Origin of the sequence: Streptosporangium canum, from assembly GCF_900113865.1 — a bacterium.
In the GTDB taxonomy this organism is placed as follows: domain Bacteria; phylum Actinomycetota; class Actinomycetes; order Streptosporangiales; family Streptosporangiaceae; genus Streptosporangium; species Streptosporangium canum.
Genome location: NZ_FOQY01000008.1, coordinates 267,042 through 287,433 on the forward strand (window position 1 = coordinate 267,042; position 20,392 = coordinate 287,433).

Annotated in this window: 10 protein-coding genes; 5 read left to right on the plus strand and 5 right to left on the minus strand. The window is 73.3% G+C overall.

Annotated elements, in window-relative coordinates:
* Positions 1–118 precede the first annotated feature (118 nt).
* A complete protein-coding gene (locus BM085_RS15070; protein WP_245789324.1) occupies positions 119–2,914 on the minus strand; it encodes an ATP-binding protein in 2,796 nt (931 codons plus the stop codon).
* Positions 2,915–3,503: 589 nt separating this feature from the next.
* A complete protein-coding gene (locus BM085_RS15075) occupies positions 3,504–5,687 on the minus strand; it encodes a M4 family metallopeptidase (RefSeq protein ID WP_093887606.1) in 2,184 nt (727 codons plus the stop codon).
* Positions 5,688–6,286: 599 nt separating this feature from the next.
* Here BM085_RS15075 and BM085_RS15080 point away from each other — a divergent pair.
* The gene (locus tag BM085_RS15080; RefSeq protein ID WP_245789325.1) at positions 6,287–9,742 is read left to right on the plus strand and encodes a phosphodiester glycosidase family protein; all 3,456 of its coding nucleotides are present in this window, start codon (positions 6,287–6,289) and stop codon (positions 9,740–9,742) included.
* Between the two features lie 114 nt (positions 9,743–9,856).
* Here BM085_RS15080 and BM085_RS15085 read toward each other — a convergent pair whose 3' ends face one another.
* Complete coding sequence (locus BM085_RS15085) at positions 9,857–13,714, minus strand: S8 family peptidase (protein WP_093887644.1); 3,858 nt, start codon at positions 13,712–13,714, stop codon at positions 9,857–9,859.
* 145 nt (positions 13,715–13,859) lie between these two features.
* Here BM085_RS15085 and BM085_RS15090 point away from each other — a divergent pair, with 145 nt between their 5' ends.
* From BM085_RS15090 to BM085_RS15105, 4 genes are all read left to right on the plus strand, one after another.
* The gene (locus tag BM085_RS15090) at positions 13,860–14,942 is read left to right on the plus strand and encodes a helix-turn-helix domain-containing protein (RefSeq protein ID WP_245789326.1); all 1,083 of its coding nucleotides are present in this window, start codon (positions 13,860–13,862) and stop codon (positions 14,940–14,942) included.
* Between the two features lie 230 nt (positions 14,943–15,172).
* On the plus strand, positions 15,173–16,393 hold the full coding sequence (locus tag BM085_RS15095; RefSeq protein WP_093887609.1) for a Tm-1-like ATP-binding domain-containing protein: 1,221 nt from the start codon (positions 15,173–15,175) through the stop codon (positions 16,391–16,393).
* Positions 16,390–17,211: a phosphoenolpyruvate hydrolase family protein gene (locus tag BM085_RS15100; protein ID WP_093887610.1), complete on the plus strand. Its 822-nt coding sequence runs from the start codon at positions 16,390–16,392 to the stop codon at positions 17,209–17,211. The genes BM085_RS15095 and BM085_RS15100 overlap by 4 nt, the downstream gene beginning before the upstream one ends.
* A gap of 25 nt (positions 17,212–17,236) precedes the next feature.
* Positions 17,237–17,644 carry a cupin domain-containing protein gene (locus BM085_RS15105; protein WP_093887611.1) on the plus strand — a complete coding sequence of 136 codons (408 nt, stop codon included), beginning with the start codon at positions 17,237–17,239 and terminating at the stop codon, positions 17,642–17,644.
* Positions 17,645–17,942: 298 nt separating this feature from the next.
* Here BM085_RS15105 and BM085_RS15110 read toward each other — a convergent pair whose 3' ends face one another.
* Both BM085_RS15110 and BM085_RS15115 read right to left on the minus strand, forming a co-directional pair.
* Positions 17,943–18,983 (minus strand): (Fe-S)-binding protein, encoded by a 1,041-nt coding sequence (locus BM085_RS15110; RefSeq protein WP_093887612.1) that lies wholly within the window; start codon positions 18,981–18,983, stop codon positions 17,943–17,945.
* Positions 18,980–20,383, minus strand: coding sequence for an FAD-binding oxidoreductase (locus BM085_RS15115; protein WP_218158719.1), 1,404 nt, complete (start codon positions 20,381–20,383; stop codon positions 18,980–18,982). Before BM085_RS15115 ends, BM085_RS15110 begins: the two co-directional genes overlap by 4 nt.
* Positions 20,384–20,392: the final 9 nt, after the last annotated feature.

A 20,392-nucleotide genomic window follows, 5' to 3' on the forward strand; every position in this document is an offset into this window, starting at 1 on the left:
CTTGGAAGCAGGTTGGGATCCGGTTGGGGACGACCGCACACGTCGGGGTGCCGGCCCGCGCGCCCGCCGAGGCCCGCCTCCCGGCGGATGCCGTACCGGCGGGCCCGTGCGTGCCGGCTCAATCCGGGCCTTCCCCGAACTCCGGACCGGTCCCGACCAGCCGGGCCAGCTCGGTGCGGGTGGTGATGCCGAGCTTCGGATAGACCTTGTAGAGGTGATACTCGACGGTGCGCGGGCTGAGGAACAGCCGGGCCGCCACATCCCGGTTGGAGGCGCCCTCGGCGACGAGCCGGGCGATCCGCAGCTCCTGCGGGGTCAGGGCGTTCAGGGCCGCCGGGCCGGGCCGGGCCACGCTCTCTCCGGCGGCGCGCAGCTCGCTGTGCGCCCGCTCGGCCCACGGCTCGGCGCCGAGACGCTGGAACGTCTCCAGGGCGGACCGCAGGGGCTGCCGCGCGTCGCCGGCCCGGTGGGTACGGCGGAGCCGCTCGCCGTACAGCAGCGACGTCCGGGCCTGCTCGAAAGGGGCGGGCCCGCCCTCGGCGTGCAGGCGCAGCGCCTCCTCGTACAGCGGGACGGCTCTGTCGCCGTCTTCGAGCAGCGCGCGGCACCGGGCCAGCAGGGCCCGCGAGGCAGGGGTCCCGGCGTGCACCGACCACTGTTCGAGGGAGGACACCGTGGCACGGGCCGCGCCGTGGTCACCGCACGCGACCGCCGCCTCGACCCGGTCCGGAGCCGACCTCCAGACGACCGTGGGGTGCCCGGCCCCGGGCCCCGCGGTGGTGAGCGCGGAGAAACGCGCGTGGGCCGCGGCGAACCGGCCCATCCCCAGATCGAGCAGTCCCAGCGCGTAGGACGCCGTGCCCGCGCGCAGGCCGATCCGGTGGGGGACGGCGATGGCCAGCGCCTCCTGGGCGTACTCGCGGCAGGCGTCCTCCTGGCCGCGCACGGCCGCGACCGCCGCGAGGTTCGCCAGATGCGCGGCGGCGGAGTTGGTGTAGCCCGCCTCGCGGGCGAGCGTCAGGCCCTCTTCGGCGATCGCGGCGCTGATGCCGAGCCGGCCGTTGATCCGCTCGGCCGTCGAGACGAACTCCAGCACCACCGGGAGCTGGCCGACCAGCCCGGAGACCCTGGCGGCCCGGCCGGCCCGGACGCCGAATCCCGCCGCCACATCCGCTTCGCCCAGATAGCTCGCCGCCGCGCAGGCCCACAGCAGCTCGGACGCGCCGGACAGCCCGTCCGCCCGGAGCAGTGCCCGCCGCAGCGTCTGCCCGCCCCGGCGGGCGTCCCCGGCGAGCATCGCGCCGATCCCGATCAGCACCGCCCGCAGGAAGGAGTCGTCCCCGCCGGGAAGCGACTCCGCCCGCCGGCCGATGTCGACGATGGCCGCGACGTCTCCGACGTAGGAGGCGGCCTCGGAGGCGTCGGCCAGCATCTCCAGGGCCCTGCCCGGATCCGCGTCGCGCACCCGGTCGGCGCCTTCGAGGAAGGCCCGCTGGGCCTCGGTCGCGTCTCCGCCGTTCAGCTCGAAACGTCCCCGTAGCTGGGCGAGCTCGGCGATCAGGAGCGGCTCCCGGGCCAGTTCGCGCGCCCCGGCCAGGCAGGTCTCCGCCTGGCCGGGACGTCCGCCGAGCCAGGCGGCGGTGGCCGCGTCGGTGAGCCGCCGCGCCCGGACGGCGCGGTCCGGGGTGAGGTCCGCCGACCGGGCCAGCGCGACGGCGGCGTCGGCGTACCCGCCCCGCGCCCGCGCCCGCCCGGCCGACGCGGCGAGCTCGGCGGCGACGCCCTCGTCCCGGCCCACCGAGGCGGCGGCCCGGTGCCAGGCCCGCCTGTCGGCGTCCTCGGCCCCGTCCAGCAGCTCGGCGAGCGCGGTGTGGACCAGGCGCCGCTGCACGGAGCTCGACCGCGCGTACACCGCGGATCGGACCAGAGGGTGCCGGAACCGGATCGAGGTCCCCTCCACCTCGACGAGCCCGGCGGCCTCGACCGGATGCAGCTCCGCCGGGTCCACCCCCAGCCGGCCGGCCGCGCGCAGGATCAAACCCAGGTCGCCGAGCCCCTCCACCGCCGCGATGAGCGCTATCAGCCGGCCGGCTTCGGCAAGCCGCTCCACCTGGTCGCCGAAGATCTGCCCGATGCCCGCTCCCACGGGCAGGGGGTCCGGCAGCGGGGTCCGGCCCGCGAGCTGATCCGCCGTGAGCAGCCCGACCACCTCGCGCAGAGCCAGGGGATTACCGCCGGTCAGCGCCACGAGCCGGTCGCCGACCTCCTGGGCCGGCGGCACCGCCGACCGGGAGGCGAGCAGTTCCGCCGCGCTCCGCGCGTCGAGGCCGGTGAGGCGGAGGTCCGGGACACCGCGCAGGTGCGCCCCGGCGTCACCGCGTACGGCGATCAGCATCCCCACCCCCTCGGTCCGCAGGCGACGGGCGGAGAACAGCAGAGCGTCCGCGGAGGCCTGATCGATCCACTGGAAGTCGTCGATCAGGCAGAGCAGGCCGTCCGGCACCGCCGCCTCGGTGAGCAGGGACAGCACACCCGCCGAAACGAGGAAACGGTCGTCGGTGGGGGAGGAGGCCAGGCCGAGCGCCCCGCCGACGGCGTCGCGCTGCGGGCCGGGCAGCAGGTCCAGCAGCCCGGTCTCCGCGCGCAGCAGCTGGTGGAGCGCGCCGAAGGCCAGCCCGGTCTCCGGCTCGGTGCCCGTCGCCCGCAGCACCCGCATCGGGGCGCCGCAGGCGGCGGCGAGATCCAGCAGCGCCGACTTGCCGACTCCCGGCTCGCCGTGCAGGACGAGGGCCTGGCCGGCACCCGCCCGCGCGGCGGCCACGAGCTCGCCGATCGCGGCGCGCTCGGCCACCCGCCCGTGCAACATGAGATGGTCTTCCCGCCGCCGGGCCTGCTCCGGAGTCTTCTCGCGCACCTCGATGAGCTCAGGGATTCCCGTGCCCGAGGAGCACCGCACCCCCTCCGCCGCCGGACCCGACGAGCTCGCCCCCTCTCGTTTCCGGGCCAGACTTTACCTTCCCCGCCTTCGTGGCCCGTCTCGGCCGCGGCGTCGCCGGAACCGCCGAGCGCCGGGAACGTCCGCCGGCGGGGAGCGCAGAGCCATATGAGTGTTTTGTGAAGAATATACAAGAAGGCGGTACCGGTCGGTGATGATCCAAAAGCGGGAGCGGGAAGGCCTGTGCCGGCACCTCCGTTTAAATGTAATAAATAACGGCTCTATTACGCTTTGGCAGCAGTTTTCGTTATATATGGATTAATGTCGGTGCAGAACGTGAATTGGCCGGTAGGCCTTCCGGATACGTGGGGCCGTATGTGAAAGGCGCCCGGCTTCCACGGCCCCGATTGCCGGCCGGAGTCCCGGGGGCGGCCGCCCGGCCGTGGCTTCGGCCGCGCGAACACGGTGTGCGCTTCACGGCCGCGTGAAACGGCCCGGTCTCCGGGGCATGGGGCGGCCCCGGCTCCAGGTGCGGAGCCGGGGCCTGTGGAGCGGTGGTTATTTCGCGTTACGGGGCGTTGTAGCCCAGGGTGTAGGAGCCGCTGCCGCTGTAGGCGTAGACGCGGTAGCGGTAGAAGCCGGCGGTGCCGTTGTAGGTGAAGGACTCATCCGGGTTGGCCGAGGTGCCGCTGGCCACGGTCGACCAGGTGCCCAAGCTGTTGCGCTTTTGCAGGTACAGGTCGAAGTCGGTGCCGTTCGGGCCGTCCAGGCAGGCCGAGTGCGTTCCCGACGTGGTGGTCTGGAAGCCGGCCGTGCTCGGCTGGTAGACGCTGGCTCCCGAGGAGAGGGTGCCGGTGTAGGTGTGCTGCCTGCCGGCGCACGTACCGCTGCCGCCGACGCTCAGGGTGAAGGTGGCCGTCCTGTCGACGCTGGTCCCGTCACCTGTGACGATCACGTTGTAGGTGCCGGACGCGGTGCCCGCCGGGACCGTGATCGCCAGGGTGGAGGAGGCGCCGGAGGTCACCGACGGCGGGGTGAAGGCGGCGGTCGCGCCCGAGGGCAGGCCGGACGCCGAGAACGTCACGCTCTGCGCGGTGCCCGAGGTCGTCTGCGTGCTGACCGTCGTGGTCGCCTGCTGGCCGGGCTGCACGCTCGCCGACGTCGGGTTGAGCGTCAGGGAGAAGTCGGGGCCCGTCGAGCACCCGGTGGGCTCGTTCGCCGCCGCGGGGACGCTGACCGCGGTCCAGGCCGCCTTGGTCGCGTTGAACTCGGTGCAGGAGCCGGGGAACAGCTGGATCGCCGCCTCCAGCGAGGCCTTGCGGACGAGCGAGTGGGTCCAGGTCGAGGTCTTGCGCAGCAGCGCGCCCATGAAGATCTGGCCGGCCTTCTGGATGCCGAGGCCGGTGAGGGTGGAGCCGTTGCAGGTCGGGCTGACCGGCTGGCCGTCGGTCGGGTTCGTGCCCTGGGCGAGCAGGTAGAACCAGTGGTTCTGGACGCCCGCTCCCGCGTGCACCTCCAGGTTCGGCACCGAGGCGGAGTAGCAGTCGGGGTGGCCGGAGATCTGCGACGGCTTGTGCATGTAGCGGATCGGCCCGCTGCCGACCAGGTTGACCTCCTCGCCCACGCTGAAGTCCGGCGGGTCGTACTGGGCCGGCTCGTTGGCGTAGTACTCGGTCAGCGCGCCGAAGATGTCACCGGTGGACTCGTTGAGCCCGCCCTTCTCGTTGCTGCCGGTCGAGCCGCCGGGCGTGGTCTGGAAGATGGCGTGGCCGTACTCGTGGGCCACCACGTCGATCGGGGTCGCCTGGCGCTGGCTGTCCTGCGAGCGGCCGAAGTTGGTGTAGCTGCCGTTCCAGTAGGCGTTGACGTCGGACAGGCCGACCCTGGCGGGGAAGCCGCCGCCGGTGCCGTTGAACCCGCTGCGGCCGAGCCAGGCGCTCAGCATGTCCCATTCCTTGCCCGCGGCGTGGAGCGCGTCCACGCAGGCGGTCTCCAGGTCGGTGCCCGAGCCGTTGCCCCAGGTGTCGTCGGGGCCGGTGTAGGCGCTGCCGTTCTGGCCGCCGCAGCGGACGCCCGTGCGGACCGGGTCGGTCATGGAGGACGTCGTGCCGGACGTGGTGCCGATGGTGACCGGGCCGTTGTAGTAGCCCGTCCCCTGACCGGCCATGACCTCGTCCGACTTCTCGACGACCGCGCCGGTCAGCGCGTCGACGAAGACGTGCATCTTGCTCTCGCGGCCGTTGTTCGTGCCGCTGACGACCACCTCGTAGGCGAGCCGCCCGGAGCCCTGGGCCATCACCGACAGCTTGGGCGTGGAGACCTCGGCGGCGTCGGTGATCTCGGCCTTGGCGATCTCCGCGGCCTTCTGCGCCTCCACCTTCGGGGTGGTCCCGACGGTCAGCGTCTCGGTCTGGGCGACCGACGTGCTCAGCACGCCGCCGGTGGAGTTGGTGACGACGACGAAGTCGCCGCCGTAGACGGGCAGGCCGGCGTAGGTACGGGTGTAGGAGACGTAGTTGAGTCCCCCCTTGCCCGAGATCGCGTTGCGGCGCTGGAACTGGTCCTTGACCGAGGCCTGCAGGAACGCGGGCTCGGCTTCGACCAGGCGGTCGGCCGACTGGGAGGGGGAGTCGGGAGGGGCGGTCGACGGGGCGAGGACGGTCAGTCCTGCGGCTCCCGCCGATGCGGTGGACAGTGCCACGACCATGCTTGTCGCCGTGGCCACTAGCGCAAACGCGACAGAGCGTTTCACGCAGTACTCCTTCTGCTGAGCGACGGCCACGAGTTCTTTTGGGAGGTAGCCGTGGTCCGTCGAATTGCCTGGATGCGAACCTCGTCGACGCGTTCACACATGCCGCGCGCTGGCGATGGTGAACGGCCGGGCGGAGAGGCTCGCGGGTAATAGTGGGACTGAGAGGCATTTGACGCCTTCCAGGCGGAGTCGTCAATATTTAGGTCAATAATGTGAAATTCACAGTTTGGCGGTCAATTGTAGGATTTATGAACAATGCCTGTTCAGTACGGCGGCGGCCTCTCCGGCCGGGGGCCGGTCTCGCGGCCGGCTGGACCACCGGCGCCCGGCCGTTGGCCGTCGGGCAGCGCCCGGACGGCGATCAGGTGTTCCTTGCCGGAGCCCTGCCGCCCCCGCCGGAGGTCCCGGTGACGCCTCGGTGAACGGCCGCCCGTCGCCCGGACTGCCCCGATCCCGGCGTCCGGCCAGGTCGGCGTCTCCGGAGGGTGGTGCGCGAGTGGTTCTCCCGGCGTCCCGGGCGGTTCCGCGCCGGCGGGCCGAGAGGCTGAAATTTTCTTTTAGGACACCTCGAAGTCTTGAAACTTGTAACCATTGCGCGATTGAGTTCGCTCGTGTCCCCAAGTCACCACCCCCGCATAATGGCCGCGGCCCTGCTCGCCCCGTTACTCGCGTTCAGCGCGGCAGGACCCGCCCAGGCCGATCCGTCGCCGTCACCCTCACCGACGCGACCGGAGCAGACCCTCGTAGAGGACGCGCCCCAGGCGTCGTCCTACCAGGCCCCCTCCACGCTGCTCGTCGCCCCCGGCACGCGGCAGCTGGACACGGCCAAGAAGACCCGGCCCGTCGCGCCGGGGATCACCCTCACCTCCTTCGACCGCTACGACACCGCGGGCTGGCTCCGCGCCGACGCGATCGCCGCGGACCTCACGGCCGGCGCGAGCGTCGACTACGTGTACTCGGGCGAGGTGTCGAAGACCGAGCCGCTGTCCGGGCCGGCGAAGCGGTCCCGGGCCGTCGCCGCCGTCAACGGCGACTTCTTCGACATCAACAGCTCCGGCGCGGCGCAGGGCATCGGCATCCACAGCGGAGACCTCGTCCAGACCCCGATCGCGGGACACAACAACGCCGTCGCGGTCACCGCCGACGGGGTCGGACGCGTGCTGCAGATGCACTTCGACGGCACCGCGACGCCCGCCGGCGGCACCCCGATCACGCTGACCCAGTTCAACCAGCTCATCCAGGGCAACGGCGTCGGCCTGTTCACCCCCCTGTGGGGTTCCTACGGCCGCGGGCGCGCGGTCGAGGGCGCGGCCGCGGTCACCGAGGTCGTGCTGGAGGGCGGCGTCGTCACCGAGGTGCGCACCTCCGCGGGCAGCGGCCCGATCCCGTCGGGCACCGCGATCCTGCTCGGCAGGGACGCCGGAGCGAGCGCGCTCGCCGCGCTGAAGCCGGGCGACCGCGTCGAGGTGAGATACCAGCCCAAGCCCTCCGAGGGCGGCGCGGTCAGGGCGGCCGTCGGCGGCAGCCAGATCCTCGTCAAGGACGGCGTCGCGCAGACCTCCGCCGACACCACCGCCCACCCGCGCACCGCCGTCGGCTTCTCCGCCGACGGCCGGAAGATGTACCTGCTGACGGTCGACGGCAGGCAGGCCGACAGCAGGGGCGTCACGCTCACCGAGCTCGGCGCGATGATGGCCGAGCTCGGCGCGCACGACGCGCTGAACCTCGACGGCGGCGGCTCCTCGACGATGCTCGCCCGGGAGCCCGGCTCCGCCGACGTGCAGGTGGAGAACAGTCCCTCCGACGGCGGCGAGCGGCACGTCCCCAACGGCCTCGCGCTCTACGCGCCCGCGGGCAGCGGCAAGCTCAAGGGCTTCTGGGTGGAGACGGCCACCGACCCGGCGCGGGCCCCCGGAGCCGGTCCGGTCGGCGGCGGCCGTCCCGACCGCGTCTTCCCGGGTCTCACCCGCAAGCTCACGGCCGCCGGCTACGACGAGACGTACGGCCCGGCGGCGGGCACCCCGTCCTGGCGGGCCTCCCGGGCGGTGCACGGGCTCGTCGGCCGCGACGGCACCTTCCGCGCCCTCGTGCCCGGCCAGACGACCGTCACCGCCTCCCGCGGCGGCGCGAAGGGCGAGATCGCCCTCACCGTCCTGCAGCCCCTCGTGCGTCTCGGTGCGACGTCCGACCGGGTCGGCCTGGCGGGCACGGACGCCTCGGGCACGTTCGGCGTGGTCGGCTACGACCGCAACGGCAACTCCGCTCCCGTCGAACCCTCCGACGTGCGGCTCGACTACGACAGGGAACTGCTCGACGTCGCCGCCTCCGAGCACGGCTTCTTCACGGTGAAGGCGAAGAAGGCGACCGGTTCGGGCCTGGTGACCGTACGGGTCGGCGGTTCGAGCACGGCGGTGCCGGTGACCGTCGGGTACGAGGACGTCCCGGTCGCCGGCTTCGACGACGCGGCGTCGTGGACGTTCGCGGCCGCGCGTGCGACGGGCTCGCTGTCGGCGGCACCGGGCCAGAGCAGCGGCGGGCTCAAGCTCGCCTACGACTTCGCCCAGTCGACGGCGACGCGGGCCGCCTACGCGAACCCGCCCCAGCAGATCACCGTTGCGGGCCAGCCGCAGGCGTTCGGCCTCTGGATCCACTCCAGCGGCAAGGGGGAGTGGCCGAGCCTGGAGTTCTACGACGCCCAGGGGCAGTCGCAGATCCTCCGCGGCCCGTATCTCACCTGGACGGGCTGGAAGTTCGTCGAGTTCGCGGTGCCGCCCGGGGTGAACTACCCGCTGAAGCTCCGGCGCTTCTACGTCGCCGAGACCAGGACCGACCAGAAGTACACCGGTGAGATCACGATCGACGGGCTCGTCGCGAAGGTGCCGCCGTCGGTGGACGCCCCGGCCGCCCCGAAGACGGCCGACCCGGTCATCCGTCCTGGGGCCGAGGTCGCGGCGATGCCGTGGCGGTTCGCGGTCATGTCGGACGCGCAGTTCGTGGCACGCGCCCCCGACAGCGACATCGTCGCCAACGCCCGCCGCACCCTGCGGGAGATCCGGGCCGCCAAGCCCGACTTCCTGCTCATCAACGGCGACCTTGTGGACGAGGCGTCGCCGGAGGACTTCGCGCTCGCCAAGCGGATCCTGGACGAAGAGCTCCGCGGCGAGCTGCCCGTCCACTACGTGCCCGGCAACCACGAGGTCATGGGCGGCAGGATCGACAACTTCACGTCGGTCTTCGGCGACACCTACGGCGGCTTCGACCACAAGGGGACCCGTTTCGTGACCCTCGACACCTCGCGGCTGAACCTGCGCGGCGGAGGGTTCGAGCAGGTGGCCATGTTGCGTGAGCGTCTCGACGCGGCGGAGAAGGACCCGTCGGTCGGCTCGGTCGCCGTGCTGTTCCACGTACCGCCGCGCGACCCGACGCCCGGCAAGGGCAGCCAGCTCGGCGACCGCAAGGAGGCCGCGCTGGTCGAGGGCTGGCTCGCGGACTTCCAGCGCACCACCGGCAAGGGGGTCGCCTACATCGGCGCCCACGTCGGGACCTTCCACGCCTCGCGGGTCGACGCCGTGCCGTACTTCATCAACGGCAACTCCGGCAAGAACCCGGCCACGGCGGCCGACGACGGCGGCTTCACCGGCTGGTCCCTGTGGGGGGTCGACCCGGTGACCGAGCGGGAGGCGGACCACGTCCGGCGCAACTGGTTCGCCGACGCGCCGGCCTGGATCGGCGCGCAGGTCCGCCCGCACGTCGACGCGCTGACCCTCACGGTCCCCGCGTCGGTGGAGGTCGGCAAGCCCGGCCAGGTCTCGGCGACCCTGGCGCAGGGCGACCGCGCGGTGCCCGTCGCCTACCCCGCCTCGGCGGACTGGTCGGGCTCACCGAACCTTCACATCGGCACCCGCGCCGGCGCGAAGGCGCGCCACGTCGCGGTGCTCGATCCCGCCACCGGGACGCTCACGGCGCTGCGCGCGGGACAGGTCGTCGTCGCGGTCACCGTGAACGGCGTCACCCGGCAGGCGACGGTCGCACTGTCGGCGCGGGCCGCGGCCTGACCCGGTCCGCCCCCGGTCCGACCCCGGCCTGATCCCGGCCGATCTGCACACCCTGACCCTGCGCGTCCTGCCCGGAGCAGGACGCGCAGGGTCAGGGGACGCCCGCGGAGGAGGTCAGCGGCCGGGCAGGGCGTAGGCGCGGATCACCTCCTGGGTGATGCCGCCGCCCTGCGCGTCCGACGCGCGCAGCCGCAGCGAGACGGCTCCGGCGCCCGGTGCGGGCCGCTCCAGCAGCGCCTTGTAGGAGCCGCCGCCCGACGAGGTCAGGCGCCGTACGGCCCGCCAGGTCGCGCCGTCGTCGTAGGAGACCTCAAGCGAGACGTCCTTGATCGCGCTCGTGGGAGCGCCCGGCTGGTGGCGCAGCGTCAGGCCGATCGACGCCGGGGCGCCGCGGTTCTTCAGGTCGACGGGGACGTCGTAGCCGGCGAGCAGCAGGGGGATCACCCCGGTCGCCCCGTCGGCGGTGCGCTCGGAGGTGAACGTCCAGGCCGTCTTCGTCCGGGTGGACAGCTTCGCCCACGTCGCGCGGTTCTCGATCTCGTACTCGATCCGGTAGTCCGACTTCTCCGGGGGCAGGGTGGCCCGTCCCGAGGGCAGGCCGGTCATCTGGCCGATCAGCGTCGTGCCCTGGTAGAGGCGGAAGTCGGTGCGCAGGCCCTGCTCGAAGTCACTGGTGTAGGCCGGGCCGAAGTTGCCGCCCGCGTCGACGAAACCCTGCATGGAGACGCGCAGCGTGTCCCCCTGCCTGCGCAGCGGGCTGTGCGGGTTGACGCCCGGCACCAGCGGCTGCCTGAACCAGGTCCGGTGGGATTTCTCCCCTTCCCGGTAGGGGCGGAGCTCGGGGTCGGACAGCTCCACCCGCGGCGTCCGGGGGTGCTCCCACATGTGGTTGTAGGCCAGTTCGGGGGCGCCCGCCGCGCTGTTCCAGCGGACCTCGGGGTCGGGGGTGACGTAGGTGACCTGGGTCCGCGGGGTCCGGTGCACCGGCCGGTTCGTGGTGAGGGAGGTGGCGTCCCACGGCTCGAAGGCCCACCGCGCCTCGTTGACCGTCACGTCGTCAGCGAGCTGGCTGTAGAAGTCGGTCTCCTCCCTGGCCAGTGACTTGGCGCGGACGACGTAGTGCAGCTTCTCCGGGACCCGGCCCTTCTCACGCAGGAACAGCTCGTACTGGTAGGGGCTGGCGACGACGCCCTCGGCCAGGACGGGGACGGGCAGGTGCCGCAGCCGGGAGAGCAGCTTGAGGCCCTCCTCCTGCGACAGCCGGACCGTCGGGACGGAGAGCTTCACCCCCGACCCGCCGGGCTCGTTGTCGACGCCCGGGCGGTCGTTGTAGATCGCCACCATCCTGGCCCCGGCCGCCGCGGCGCCGTTGGACTGCGCCGAGACCGGGATCCCGTCGGTGCGCCGGATGAGGGCCAGCTTCCCGCGCAGGTCCTTGCCCTTGAGGTCCTCGGGCCTGCCCTGGCCGGCGTCGGCGAGCTGGAGGAGCGCCGGCCCGTCCAGGCGGGGGAACTCGGGGGACAGGTCGCTGAACCAGATCGGGTCGTAGTACTCAGGGTTCAGCGTGATCCCGAGCGCCCGCATCGTGATGGCCGGCGCGTCCAGCCGCCACCGGGTGGCGACCGAGAACACGCCCTTGGTGACGCGCCGGGTCGGCTGGATGAAGAGCCGCTCCTCCAGCTGCGCGCCCGGCCTGATGAGGGTGCCGCCGCGCAGGGCGCCCGCACCCTCGGCCGGCGCCCGGTACCACAGGAGGTGTTCGGCGGCTCCGGTGTTCCGCTTGGTCCTGTGGTCGGGCGTCTCGACGCGCACCTCGACGGCCTTGCGGGCGTCGAGCATGACCTCGGTGTTCTTGGTGATGGTCATCTCGGGGTCGCCGACGAGGCTCTCGTTCAGCACCTGCCCGCTCTCGGTGCTGTCCTGCCATGACGGCGCCGTGAAGATGTGGCCCAGCACGGAGTAGCTCCCCGGCCGCACGCGCAGGCAGGTGCCCGAGCCGTAGCGCTCGTCGGTGCAGGGGGCGGCGGCGTCGCCGGGCAGCAGGCGTCCGGCGAGGGTGCCGTCATCCAGGTTGAGCACGGTGAAGCCGCCGCGCGCCGGCCGGCCGTCCCGGGCGATGCCGCTCACGCGGAGCTCGACGCGGGCCTCCCGCACGTCCGCGGTGAGCAGTGTGCGCACGTTCCGGCCCTGGGCCGTGGTGGCGACCAGCTCCTTCCGGAGGCGCTCCTCAGGGATCTTCGCGGCGTCGAGGGAGACCCGCGCCTCGGCGCTGCCCCCGGCCGGCACGGTGAGCGTCGCCGGGGAGACGGTGAAGGCGCCGGTGCTCTTCAGGGTCAGCGAGACCGGCGCGCCGGAGAGGTTGCGGTAGGAGACCTGCCGGGTCACGGGGGCGGACCCCGTGGCGGGGCTCTCGACCGTTCCGAAGTTCACCGACCCCAGGGAGGCCACGACCGGGTCGGCGAGCGCGGCGGCGACGTCGACGCGCCCGCTGCCCTGCTCGTCGACGGAGTTGCCCTCCTGGTGCCTGGCCGACCCCATCAGCAGGGCCTTGAGCTCGCCGGCCCGGATGCCGGGCCGGGCCTGGCGCAGCAGTGCGGCGGCCCCCGCCACGTGCGGAGTGGCCATGGACGTGCCGGACAGCCGGGTATGGGAGGCGTCGACCGGCTCGCCGAGGGAGGTCCCCTCCGCCCGCGCCGCGACGATGCCCACGCCCGGCGCGGTGACGTCGGGCTTGACGGCGCCGTCGGGGCCGACGGGACCGCGGCTGGAGAACTCCGCCAGTCTGTCCTGGGCGTCGACGGCTCCGACGGTCAGGGCGGCCGGGGCGTCGCCGGGGCTTCCGACGCAGCCGTCACAGCCCAGGTTGCCCGCCGCGATCACGAAGAGCGTGCCGTGCTGTTCGGTGAGACTGTCCACGGCCTCGGTGAGCGGGCCGCCGGTCTCCGGGCTGCCGAGGCTCATGTTCACGATGTCGGCGTGCTTGTCGGCGGCGGCCCACTCCATGCCGTCGATGATCCACGACAGGGCCCCCTCGCCGTCGCCGTTGAGCACCCTGCCGTTGAGCAGCTTGGCGCCCGGCGCGACGCCCTTGAGCCGCCCGCCCGAGGCGGCGCCGCTGCCGGCGATGGTGGAGGCCACGTGCGTGCCGTGTCCCTGGGTGTCGCGGACGCTGTTCTCGCCGGTGAAGTCGCGCTCGTCGGCGATCTTTCCGGCCAGGTCGGGGTGGCGGGAGTCGAACCCGGTGTCGAGCACGGCCACGGTCGTGCCGGATCCGTCGTATCCGGCGGCCCAGGCGGCGGGTGCGGAGATCTGCGGGACGCTGCGGTCGAGCACGGCCTCCACCCGGCGGTCGAGCCAGATCTTCTCGACGCCGGCGAGCGGCCCGGTCAGGTGTCTGTCACCGGAGCCGCCCCCGGAGCGGGCGAGTTCGGCCAGCGCCGCGCCGAGCCGTGCCGCCTGCTTCTTGTCCATGGCGGCGCCGGCCCCGCCGATGCTCTCCAGCCGCCGCGTGGGCTCCGTCGCCGGGACCGCGGGGGCCGCCGCCAGGGAGGCGGGCTCGGTGTAGGTCAGGATGAGCGGGAGGGTGCCGCTGGCCGGGTCGGCGTAGCCCTGCTCCGCGAGCGCCGTCACGTCGAACAGCTGCGGGTCGAGGCGGCGCGGGACGAGGCTCGCCACGTCGTCCGGGACCACGCTCAGCCTGCCCCCGGTCTCCAGTGTCTGGAAGGCGGGGACGGAGCCGTCGGCGCGCGGGGCGGCGGTGATCGTCGCGGTCCTGCGGCCGTTCCCCAGCTCGGTGACGTGCACGCGGTCGCCGGTGACCAGCGTGACGTCGTAGGTGTCCGAGGTGGCCGTGAGCTGGGACGCGGGCGCGGATCCCGCTGGAGCGCGGATGGGACCCGCCGAGGCGGGGACACCCGGTACGACGGCGCACGCCGCCGTCAACGCGACGGCCGTCGCCACCCAACGTCGCATGAACGGACCTCCGAAATTCATATAAGTGGATGGTCCGAATTCCTAAAGGTCGCGCTGTGCCGCTGTCCATGATTTTCGACTGGCTGGATCGCGACTTGTCGTAAATCCGCCCCGGAGCCATGCGGCAGTGGTCTACGTTCGGCGTGTGCTCGACTCAGAAGACGGACAACCCCGCCGGGATCCGGCGGCCTGGGACATCCCTCGCGCCCGCCCGGGGACGGCCGACGTGGTGGATCGGCGGCTTCTCGAGGGGCTCGGGATCACCGCCACCGAGGAGACGGCCTACCGGGCGCTGCTGCGTAACGGACCCTCCTCCCTCGCGGAGCTCGCGGCCGAGGCCGCCGTCTCCGCCGCGGCCCTCCGCCGTACGGTTCCCCGGCTTGAGGACCTCGGCCTGGTCACCCGCCTCGTCGGCCGGCCCCTGCGGCTGATCGCGACCCCGCCGCAGGTCGCGGTGGACGCCCTGGTGGCGCGGCGCCAGGAGGAGATCGCCCACAGCAGGATGGCCGCCGCCCTGCTGGCCGTCGAGACCGCCGAGCGCACCGGGCCGCAGCCGGAGGAGCTTCTGGAGGTCATCACCGGGCAGGCCGCGGTGGCCCGGCGATTCCTCCAGATCGAGCGGGGCGCGACCGAGGAGATGCTCGTGCTCGTGCATCCGCCGTACGCCATAGACGTCTCCCACGACCTGGAGGAAGAACAGCGGGCGACGCGGCGGCGGGCGGCCACCCGGGCGATCTACGGCCCCCGGGCGTTCGAGCACCCCGGCCTGTTCGAACACACCCGCCGGGCGATCGCCGACGGCGAGCAGGCGCGCCTGGGCCACGTTCCGGTGAAGCTGGCCATCGCCGACGGCGCCACCGCCATCCTGCCGCTGGTCTCCGACCAGGACAGGGCCATCGAAAGCGCGCTCGTCGTCCACCCCTCCGCCCTCCTCGACGCCCTCGTCGGGCTGTTCGAGGTGCTGTGGCGGGCCGCCATCCCGCTGCGTCCCCCCCAAGCAGCCGAGTCGCCGTCCTCGCGGGAGCCGGACGCCTGGCCCGGCGAGCCCGACGCCGACGTCCTCGCGCTGCTGGCGGCGGGGATGCAGGACGACGCGATCGCGCGGCAGCTCGGTGTCAGCCTGCGCACGGTTCAGCGGCGGGTGCGGCGGCTCTGCGAACACCTGGGCGCCCGGACCAGGTTCCAGGCGGGCCTGTCCGCCGCACGGCGCAACCTGCTGGACGACTGACCCACCACGCCCGGCCCGCCGCGGGACGGTGGGCGGACCGTACGGAGGCTCTCCGGCCAAGGCGGGTCCGCGCCCGATGGTGCGACACCCCGATGACTGGGCATGTCCATGCCGGGCCCGATGCGGGCCCCCCGCCGGCCATGACCATCTACCGTGTCCGGTGCGCCCGGGTTCCCGATGGTCGCCGGCGCGGCGGGGAAGGTCATCGAACAGAGGGGGCACGGCGCGAGATGCCGACGATCTGCCTGGTGGGGACACTGGATACCAAGGGCCGGGAGTACGCCTGGCTCCGCGACCGCCTGCGCGACCTCGGATGCGAGGCCGTCCTGGTCGACGCGGGGGTGGGCCGGGCACAGGTGGACGCCGACGTCGGCAACGACCGCGTGGCCCGGGCCGCCGGAGCCGAGGTCGAGGCGCTCCGCGCGGCGGGCGACCGGGGCGCGGCCGTCGCAGCGATGGGTGAGGGCGCCGCCGCGATCCTCGCGGAGCTGCACGGCGCGGGCCGGCTCGACGCCGTGCTCGCCGTCGGCGGCAGCGGCGGAACCTCGATCGCGGCGCGGGCCGTACGGGATCTGCCGATCGGCCTGCCCAAGCTCATCGTCTCGACCATGGCCTCCGGTGACGTCTCCCCCTACGTGGGGGCCAAGGACGTGACGCTGATGTACAGCGTCGTCGACATCGCGGGCGTCAACCGGCTCTCCCGGCGCATCCTCGGCAACGCGGCCGCCGCCGTGGCGGGCATGGCGAGCGCCGCCCTCCCGGCCGGCGCCGAGGACCGCCCGCTCGTCGCCGCGTCGATGTTCGGCGTGACCACGCCCGCGGTGGACGCGGCCAGGGAACGCCTGGAGGAGCTCGGCTACGAAACGCTCGTCTTCCACGCGACCGGATCCGGCGGCCGGGCGCTGGAGGGGCTCGCCGGCAGCGGGCTGCTCGCGGGAGTCCTCGACCTCACCACCACCGAGCTGGCCGACGACCTGGTCGGCGGCGTGCTGTCGGCCGGTCCGGAGCGGCTGACCGCGGCCGGCGCGGCCGGCGTGCCCCAGGTGGTCGCCCCGGGCGCGCTGGACATGGTCAACTTCGGCCCCCGGGACACCGTGCCCGAACGCTTCGAGGGACGCACGTTCCACGTGCACAACCCGGCCGTGACGCTGATGCGGACCACGGCCGGGGAGATGGGCGAGCTCGGCCGCCGGGTGGCCGCCAAGCTGCGCGGGGCGCTCGGTCCGACCGCGCTGTTCGTCCCGCGCGGCGGAGTGTCCGCCCTCGACGCCCCCGGCGCGGCCTTCCACGACCCGAAGGCCGACGAGGCCTGTTTCGAGGCGCTGTCGGACGGCCTGCGCGGCACGGACGTCGAGGTCGAGGAGCTCGACCTGCACGTCAACGATCCCGGATTCGGCCGCGCCATGGCCGACCGGCTGCACCGGATGATCTCCTCGGGAGGGGCGAATTGAACCGCCGGGACATCCTTGCCAGGCTCGGCCGGACCGTCGCCGAGGGCCGCCCGGTCATCGGCGCCGGCGCCGGCACCGGCCTGTCCGCGAAGTGCGCCGAGGCCGGCGGCGTCGACATGATCATCATCTACAACTCCGGCCGCTACCGGATGGCGGGCCGCGGTTCGCTGGCGGGGCTGCTGCCGTACGGCGACGCCAACCAGATCGTCGTCGAGATGGCGGCGGAGGTGCTCCCCGTCGTCGAGGACACCCCGGTCCTGGCCGGGGTCTGCGGTACCGACCCGTTCCGGCTGATGCCCAGGTTCCTCGACCAGCTCGCCGCCATGGGCTTCGCCGGCGTGCAGAACTTCCCGACCGTGGGGCTGTACGACGGGGTCTTCCGCCAGAACCTGGAGGAGACCGGCATGGGCTACGACCTCGAGGTCGAGATGGTCCGGCTGGCCCGCGAGCGCGACCTGCTGACCGCGCCCTACGTCTTCGATGAGGAGCAGGCGCGCGCGATGGCCGAGGCGGGCGCCGACGTCCTGGTCCCGCACGTCGGGCTGACCACCAAGGGCAGCATCGGCGCGGGGACCGCGCTGACCCTGGACGAGGCCGTGGAGCGGGTCCAGGCGATGCGCGACGCCGCGGTCGCCGTCCGGCCCGACGTCTTCGTGCTCTGCCACGGCGGCCCGATCGCCGAACCCGGGGACGCGGCTTACGTGCTGTCGCGCACCGAGGGGGTCGTGGGCTTCTTCGGGGCGTCGTCGGTCGAGCGGCTGCCGACCGAGCGCGCCATCACCGAGCAGGTCAGGGCCTTCAAGTCGCTGGAGTTCTGACAACCCGAGGAAATGAGGAGACGTCATGCACGTCAGTCCCGACGCGGTTCCCACGATGGCCTTCGACTGGGGGTCCATCAAGTGGTTCGTCACCCCCTCCAGCGTGGAGGGGGCGGGCAGCTCGCTGGGCGAGGTGATCGTGAACCCGGGCCGCGGCCACGCCCGGCACAACCATCCGAACGCCGAGGAGATCATCTACGTGATCTCCGGTGCGGCGGTGCAGATGGTCGACGACGGCGAGCCGTTCCCGATCAGGGAGGGCGACACCGTGCACATCCCGGCCGGCGCCTACCACTCGACCTTCAACGCGACCTGGCGCCCGCTGCGGCTCATCGTCACCTACACCCCCGGCGGCGAGGAGAAGGCCCTGGAGGCCGCGCCGGACCTCCGAGTGCACGGCCCCGGCACCGTGGCGGAGTGGCGCCAGGCCTGAGGGCGCGGAGACGGTACGCCGCGCCCGCCCGGTCCGCGCCACGGCTCGTGCGGCGCGACGGGGTCCGGTCGGGGCCTGTCCGGTGAGTCTTCGGCCGGCGCATCAGGCATGGTCGCCGATGCTGGATACATGGTTCATCGAGGAGAGCTCACCGATCAGCAGTCGGCCACCTGCCGGTCGACCGGCGGCCGGACGCGCTGGCGGCGATCGTGGACTCCTCCTGGACCCAGGGGCCAGGAGGGAGTCCCGCCGCCGCTTCCACGAGCAGGGGGGCGGCGGCGCCCCGCCTGACCCCGACTCAACGGTCCGCGGGCCTGACGGCGCCGGCCGCGAGCTCCGCCAGATGTACCACGCGCACCGAGGACTTCCTGCGGCGCAGGCCCTGTTCGAGCTGGCGGTGACAGCCGGGGTTGACCACCGCCAGGTAGTCGATCCCGGCCGCCTCGATCTCGTCGAGCTTGGCATCGAGGATCCGTGCGCTGTCCCGGGGCCGGACGAGGGCGTAGCTGCCGGCCGCCCCGCAGCAGCTCCCCGCCGAGGGCAGTTCGACGTACTCACCCATCCGTTCCAGCAGCGCCCGGGGCTCGCGCCAGACGCCGAGGCCGTTGCGGAGGTGGCAGGAGTCCTGCAGGGCGATGCGCGCGCCGGTCTCGGGGAGGTCCTCGCCGGTCGAATACTCCGAGATCTCCTTGACCCTGTCTCGGCCGAGCACGTCGGCGAGGTGGGCGGCGCAGCCGCCGGAAGTGGTGACGATCGTGCCGGGCAGCCGCTCGCCCAGTTCGGCGGCCATCTGCCGGCCGCGGGCGGAGTCGCCGTTGTGCGCGTGCAGCGCTCCGCAGCATCCCTGCGCCGCCGGGGCCGCGAGCTCGGGGTGGAGTCGCCGGGCGGCCCGGCTCACCTCCGGGTAGAGGGCGCGTTCGAAGCAGCCGAGCATCAGGTGCGGGCCGGAGGGGGAGGGGCGGGTGCGGGCATGGCGGCGGAACAGGCCGAGCAGCCGTACCCGCCAGGGGGAGTTCACCGCGGACATCAGCAGCCAGACGATCAGGGGACGGCGGGTGCCCTGCCACTGCCGGTCCCGCCATTCCTCAAGCAGCGCGCCGTACTGGACACCCGCCGGGCAGACGGTCTCGCAGGCCCGGCAGCCGAGGCAGAAGCTCGACTCCTCCTGGAGCCGCAGGTCGTTGCCCGGCAGGGTGCCCTCCTCCAGGGCGCGCATCAGCGTGATCCGGCCCCGCGGGGAGGACGTCTCGTCCTTGGTGAGCGCGTAGGTGGGGCAGGCGGGGAGGCAGAAGCCGCAGGAGATGCAGCGGTCGAGCAGTTCGGGGGTGAAGCCGTTCACGAGCCCAGCTTTCCAGGGTTGAGGATGCCTGCGGGGTCGAAGGCGGCCTTGATCCGGCGGAGCAGCGCCATCTGCCCGGCGCCCAGCCGCTCGGTGAGATAGGGCAGTTTGGCGGCGCCGACGCCGTGCTCTCCGGTGATGGTGCCGCCGAGCTCCATCGCGGTGCGGAAGATGTCGCCGAAGGCGTGGTGCGCGCGCTCGGTCGCGTCGGTGTCGCCGGCGTCCACGATGCAGGTGGGGTGGAGGTTGCCGTCTCCCGCGTGGCCGAAGGTGGCGATCGTGAGATCATGCCGGCCGGCGATGGCGTCGATGCGGTCGACCATCTCGGCGATGCGCGGGCGCGGCACGCTGGCGTCCTCCAGAATGGTGACCGAGCCCAGCCGCGACAGCGCCGGCAGCGCGCACCGCCGTGCGGCGAGCAGCGCCTCCGACTCGGCCGCCGCGCCCGCGACGGTGGCGTCGAGGGCGCCCTCGACGAGGCAGAGCTCGGCCATGCGAGCGAGATGGCGGCCGACCGGTGAGGCGTCGCCGTCGTCGCCGAAGAGCAGCAGCGCCCCCGCGTCGGTCCTGAGCCCGAGCCGGGCATAGGACTCGACCGCGTCGATGCATCTGGCGTCCAGGAACTCCAGCGTCGCCGGGAGGAGACCGGAGCCGATGATCCGTGCCACGGCCCGCCCGGCGTCGGCCAGGGTGGCGAAGTACGCCAGGCCGGTGCCGCTGGCCTCCGGGGCGGGAGTGAGCGCGACCGTCGCCTCGGTGATCACGCCGAGGGTGCCTTCGGAGCCGGTGAGCAGGCGGGTGAGGTCGTAGCCCGCGACGTCCTTCCACAGCCGCCCGCCGGTCCGGACGACCTCGCCGGTCGCGAGCACCGCTTGCAGTCCGAGCACGTAGTTGCGCGTGACGCCGTACTTGAGACCGCGCAGTCCCCCCGCGCAGGTGGCGATGGTGCCGCCGATCGTGGCCACGGTCCTGCTGCCGGGGTCGGGCGCGTACAACAGGCCGTGCGCGGCGACGGCTCCGGACAGTTCGGCCGTGGTGACGCCCGGCTGGCAGACCGCGAGCAGCTCGTCGGCGCTGATCTCCAGGATGCGGTCGAGCCGGGTCAGCACCAGCACGATGCCGCCGCTGAGGGGGACGGTGGCGGCGCACAGGTTGGACCCGGCTCCGCGGGGGACGACCGGGACGGACCGCGCGCCGGCCAGCTTGAGCACGGCCGAGACCTCCTCGGTGGAACCGGGGTGGACGACGGCGCCGGGTCTGGCGGAGAAGAGCGGGGTGGCGTCCCTGGCGTAGGCGGCGACGTCTCCGTCCGCGTGCCGTACATGATCTGCGCCGACGATCGCGCGCAGCTCCCGCAGCACGGTGGCGTCCATCGGTTCTCCGCGTGAGACGGTCTTCATGGGTTCTCT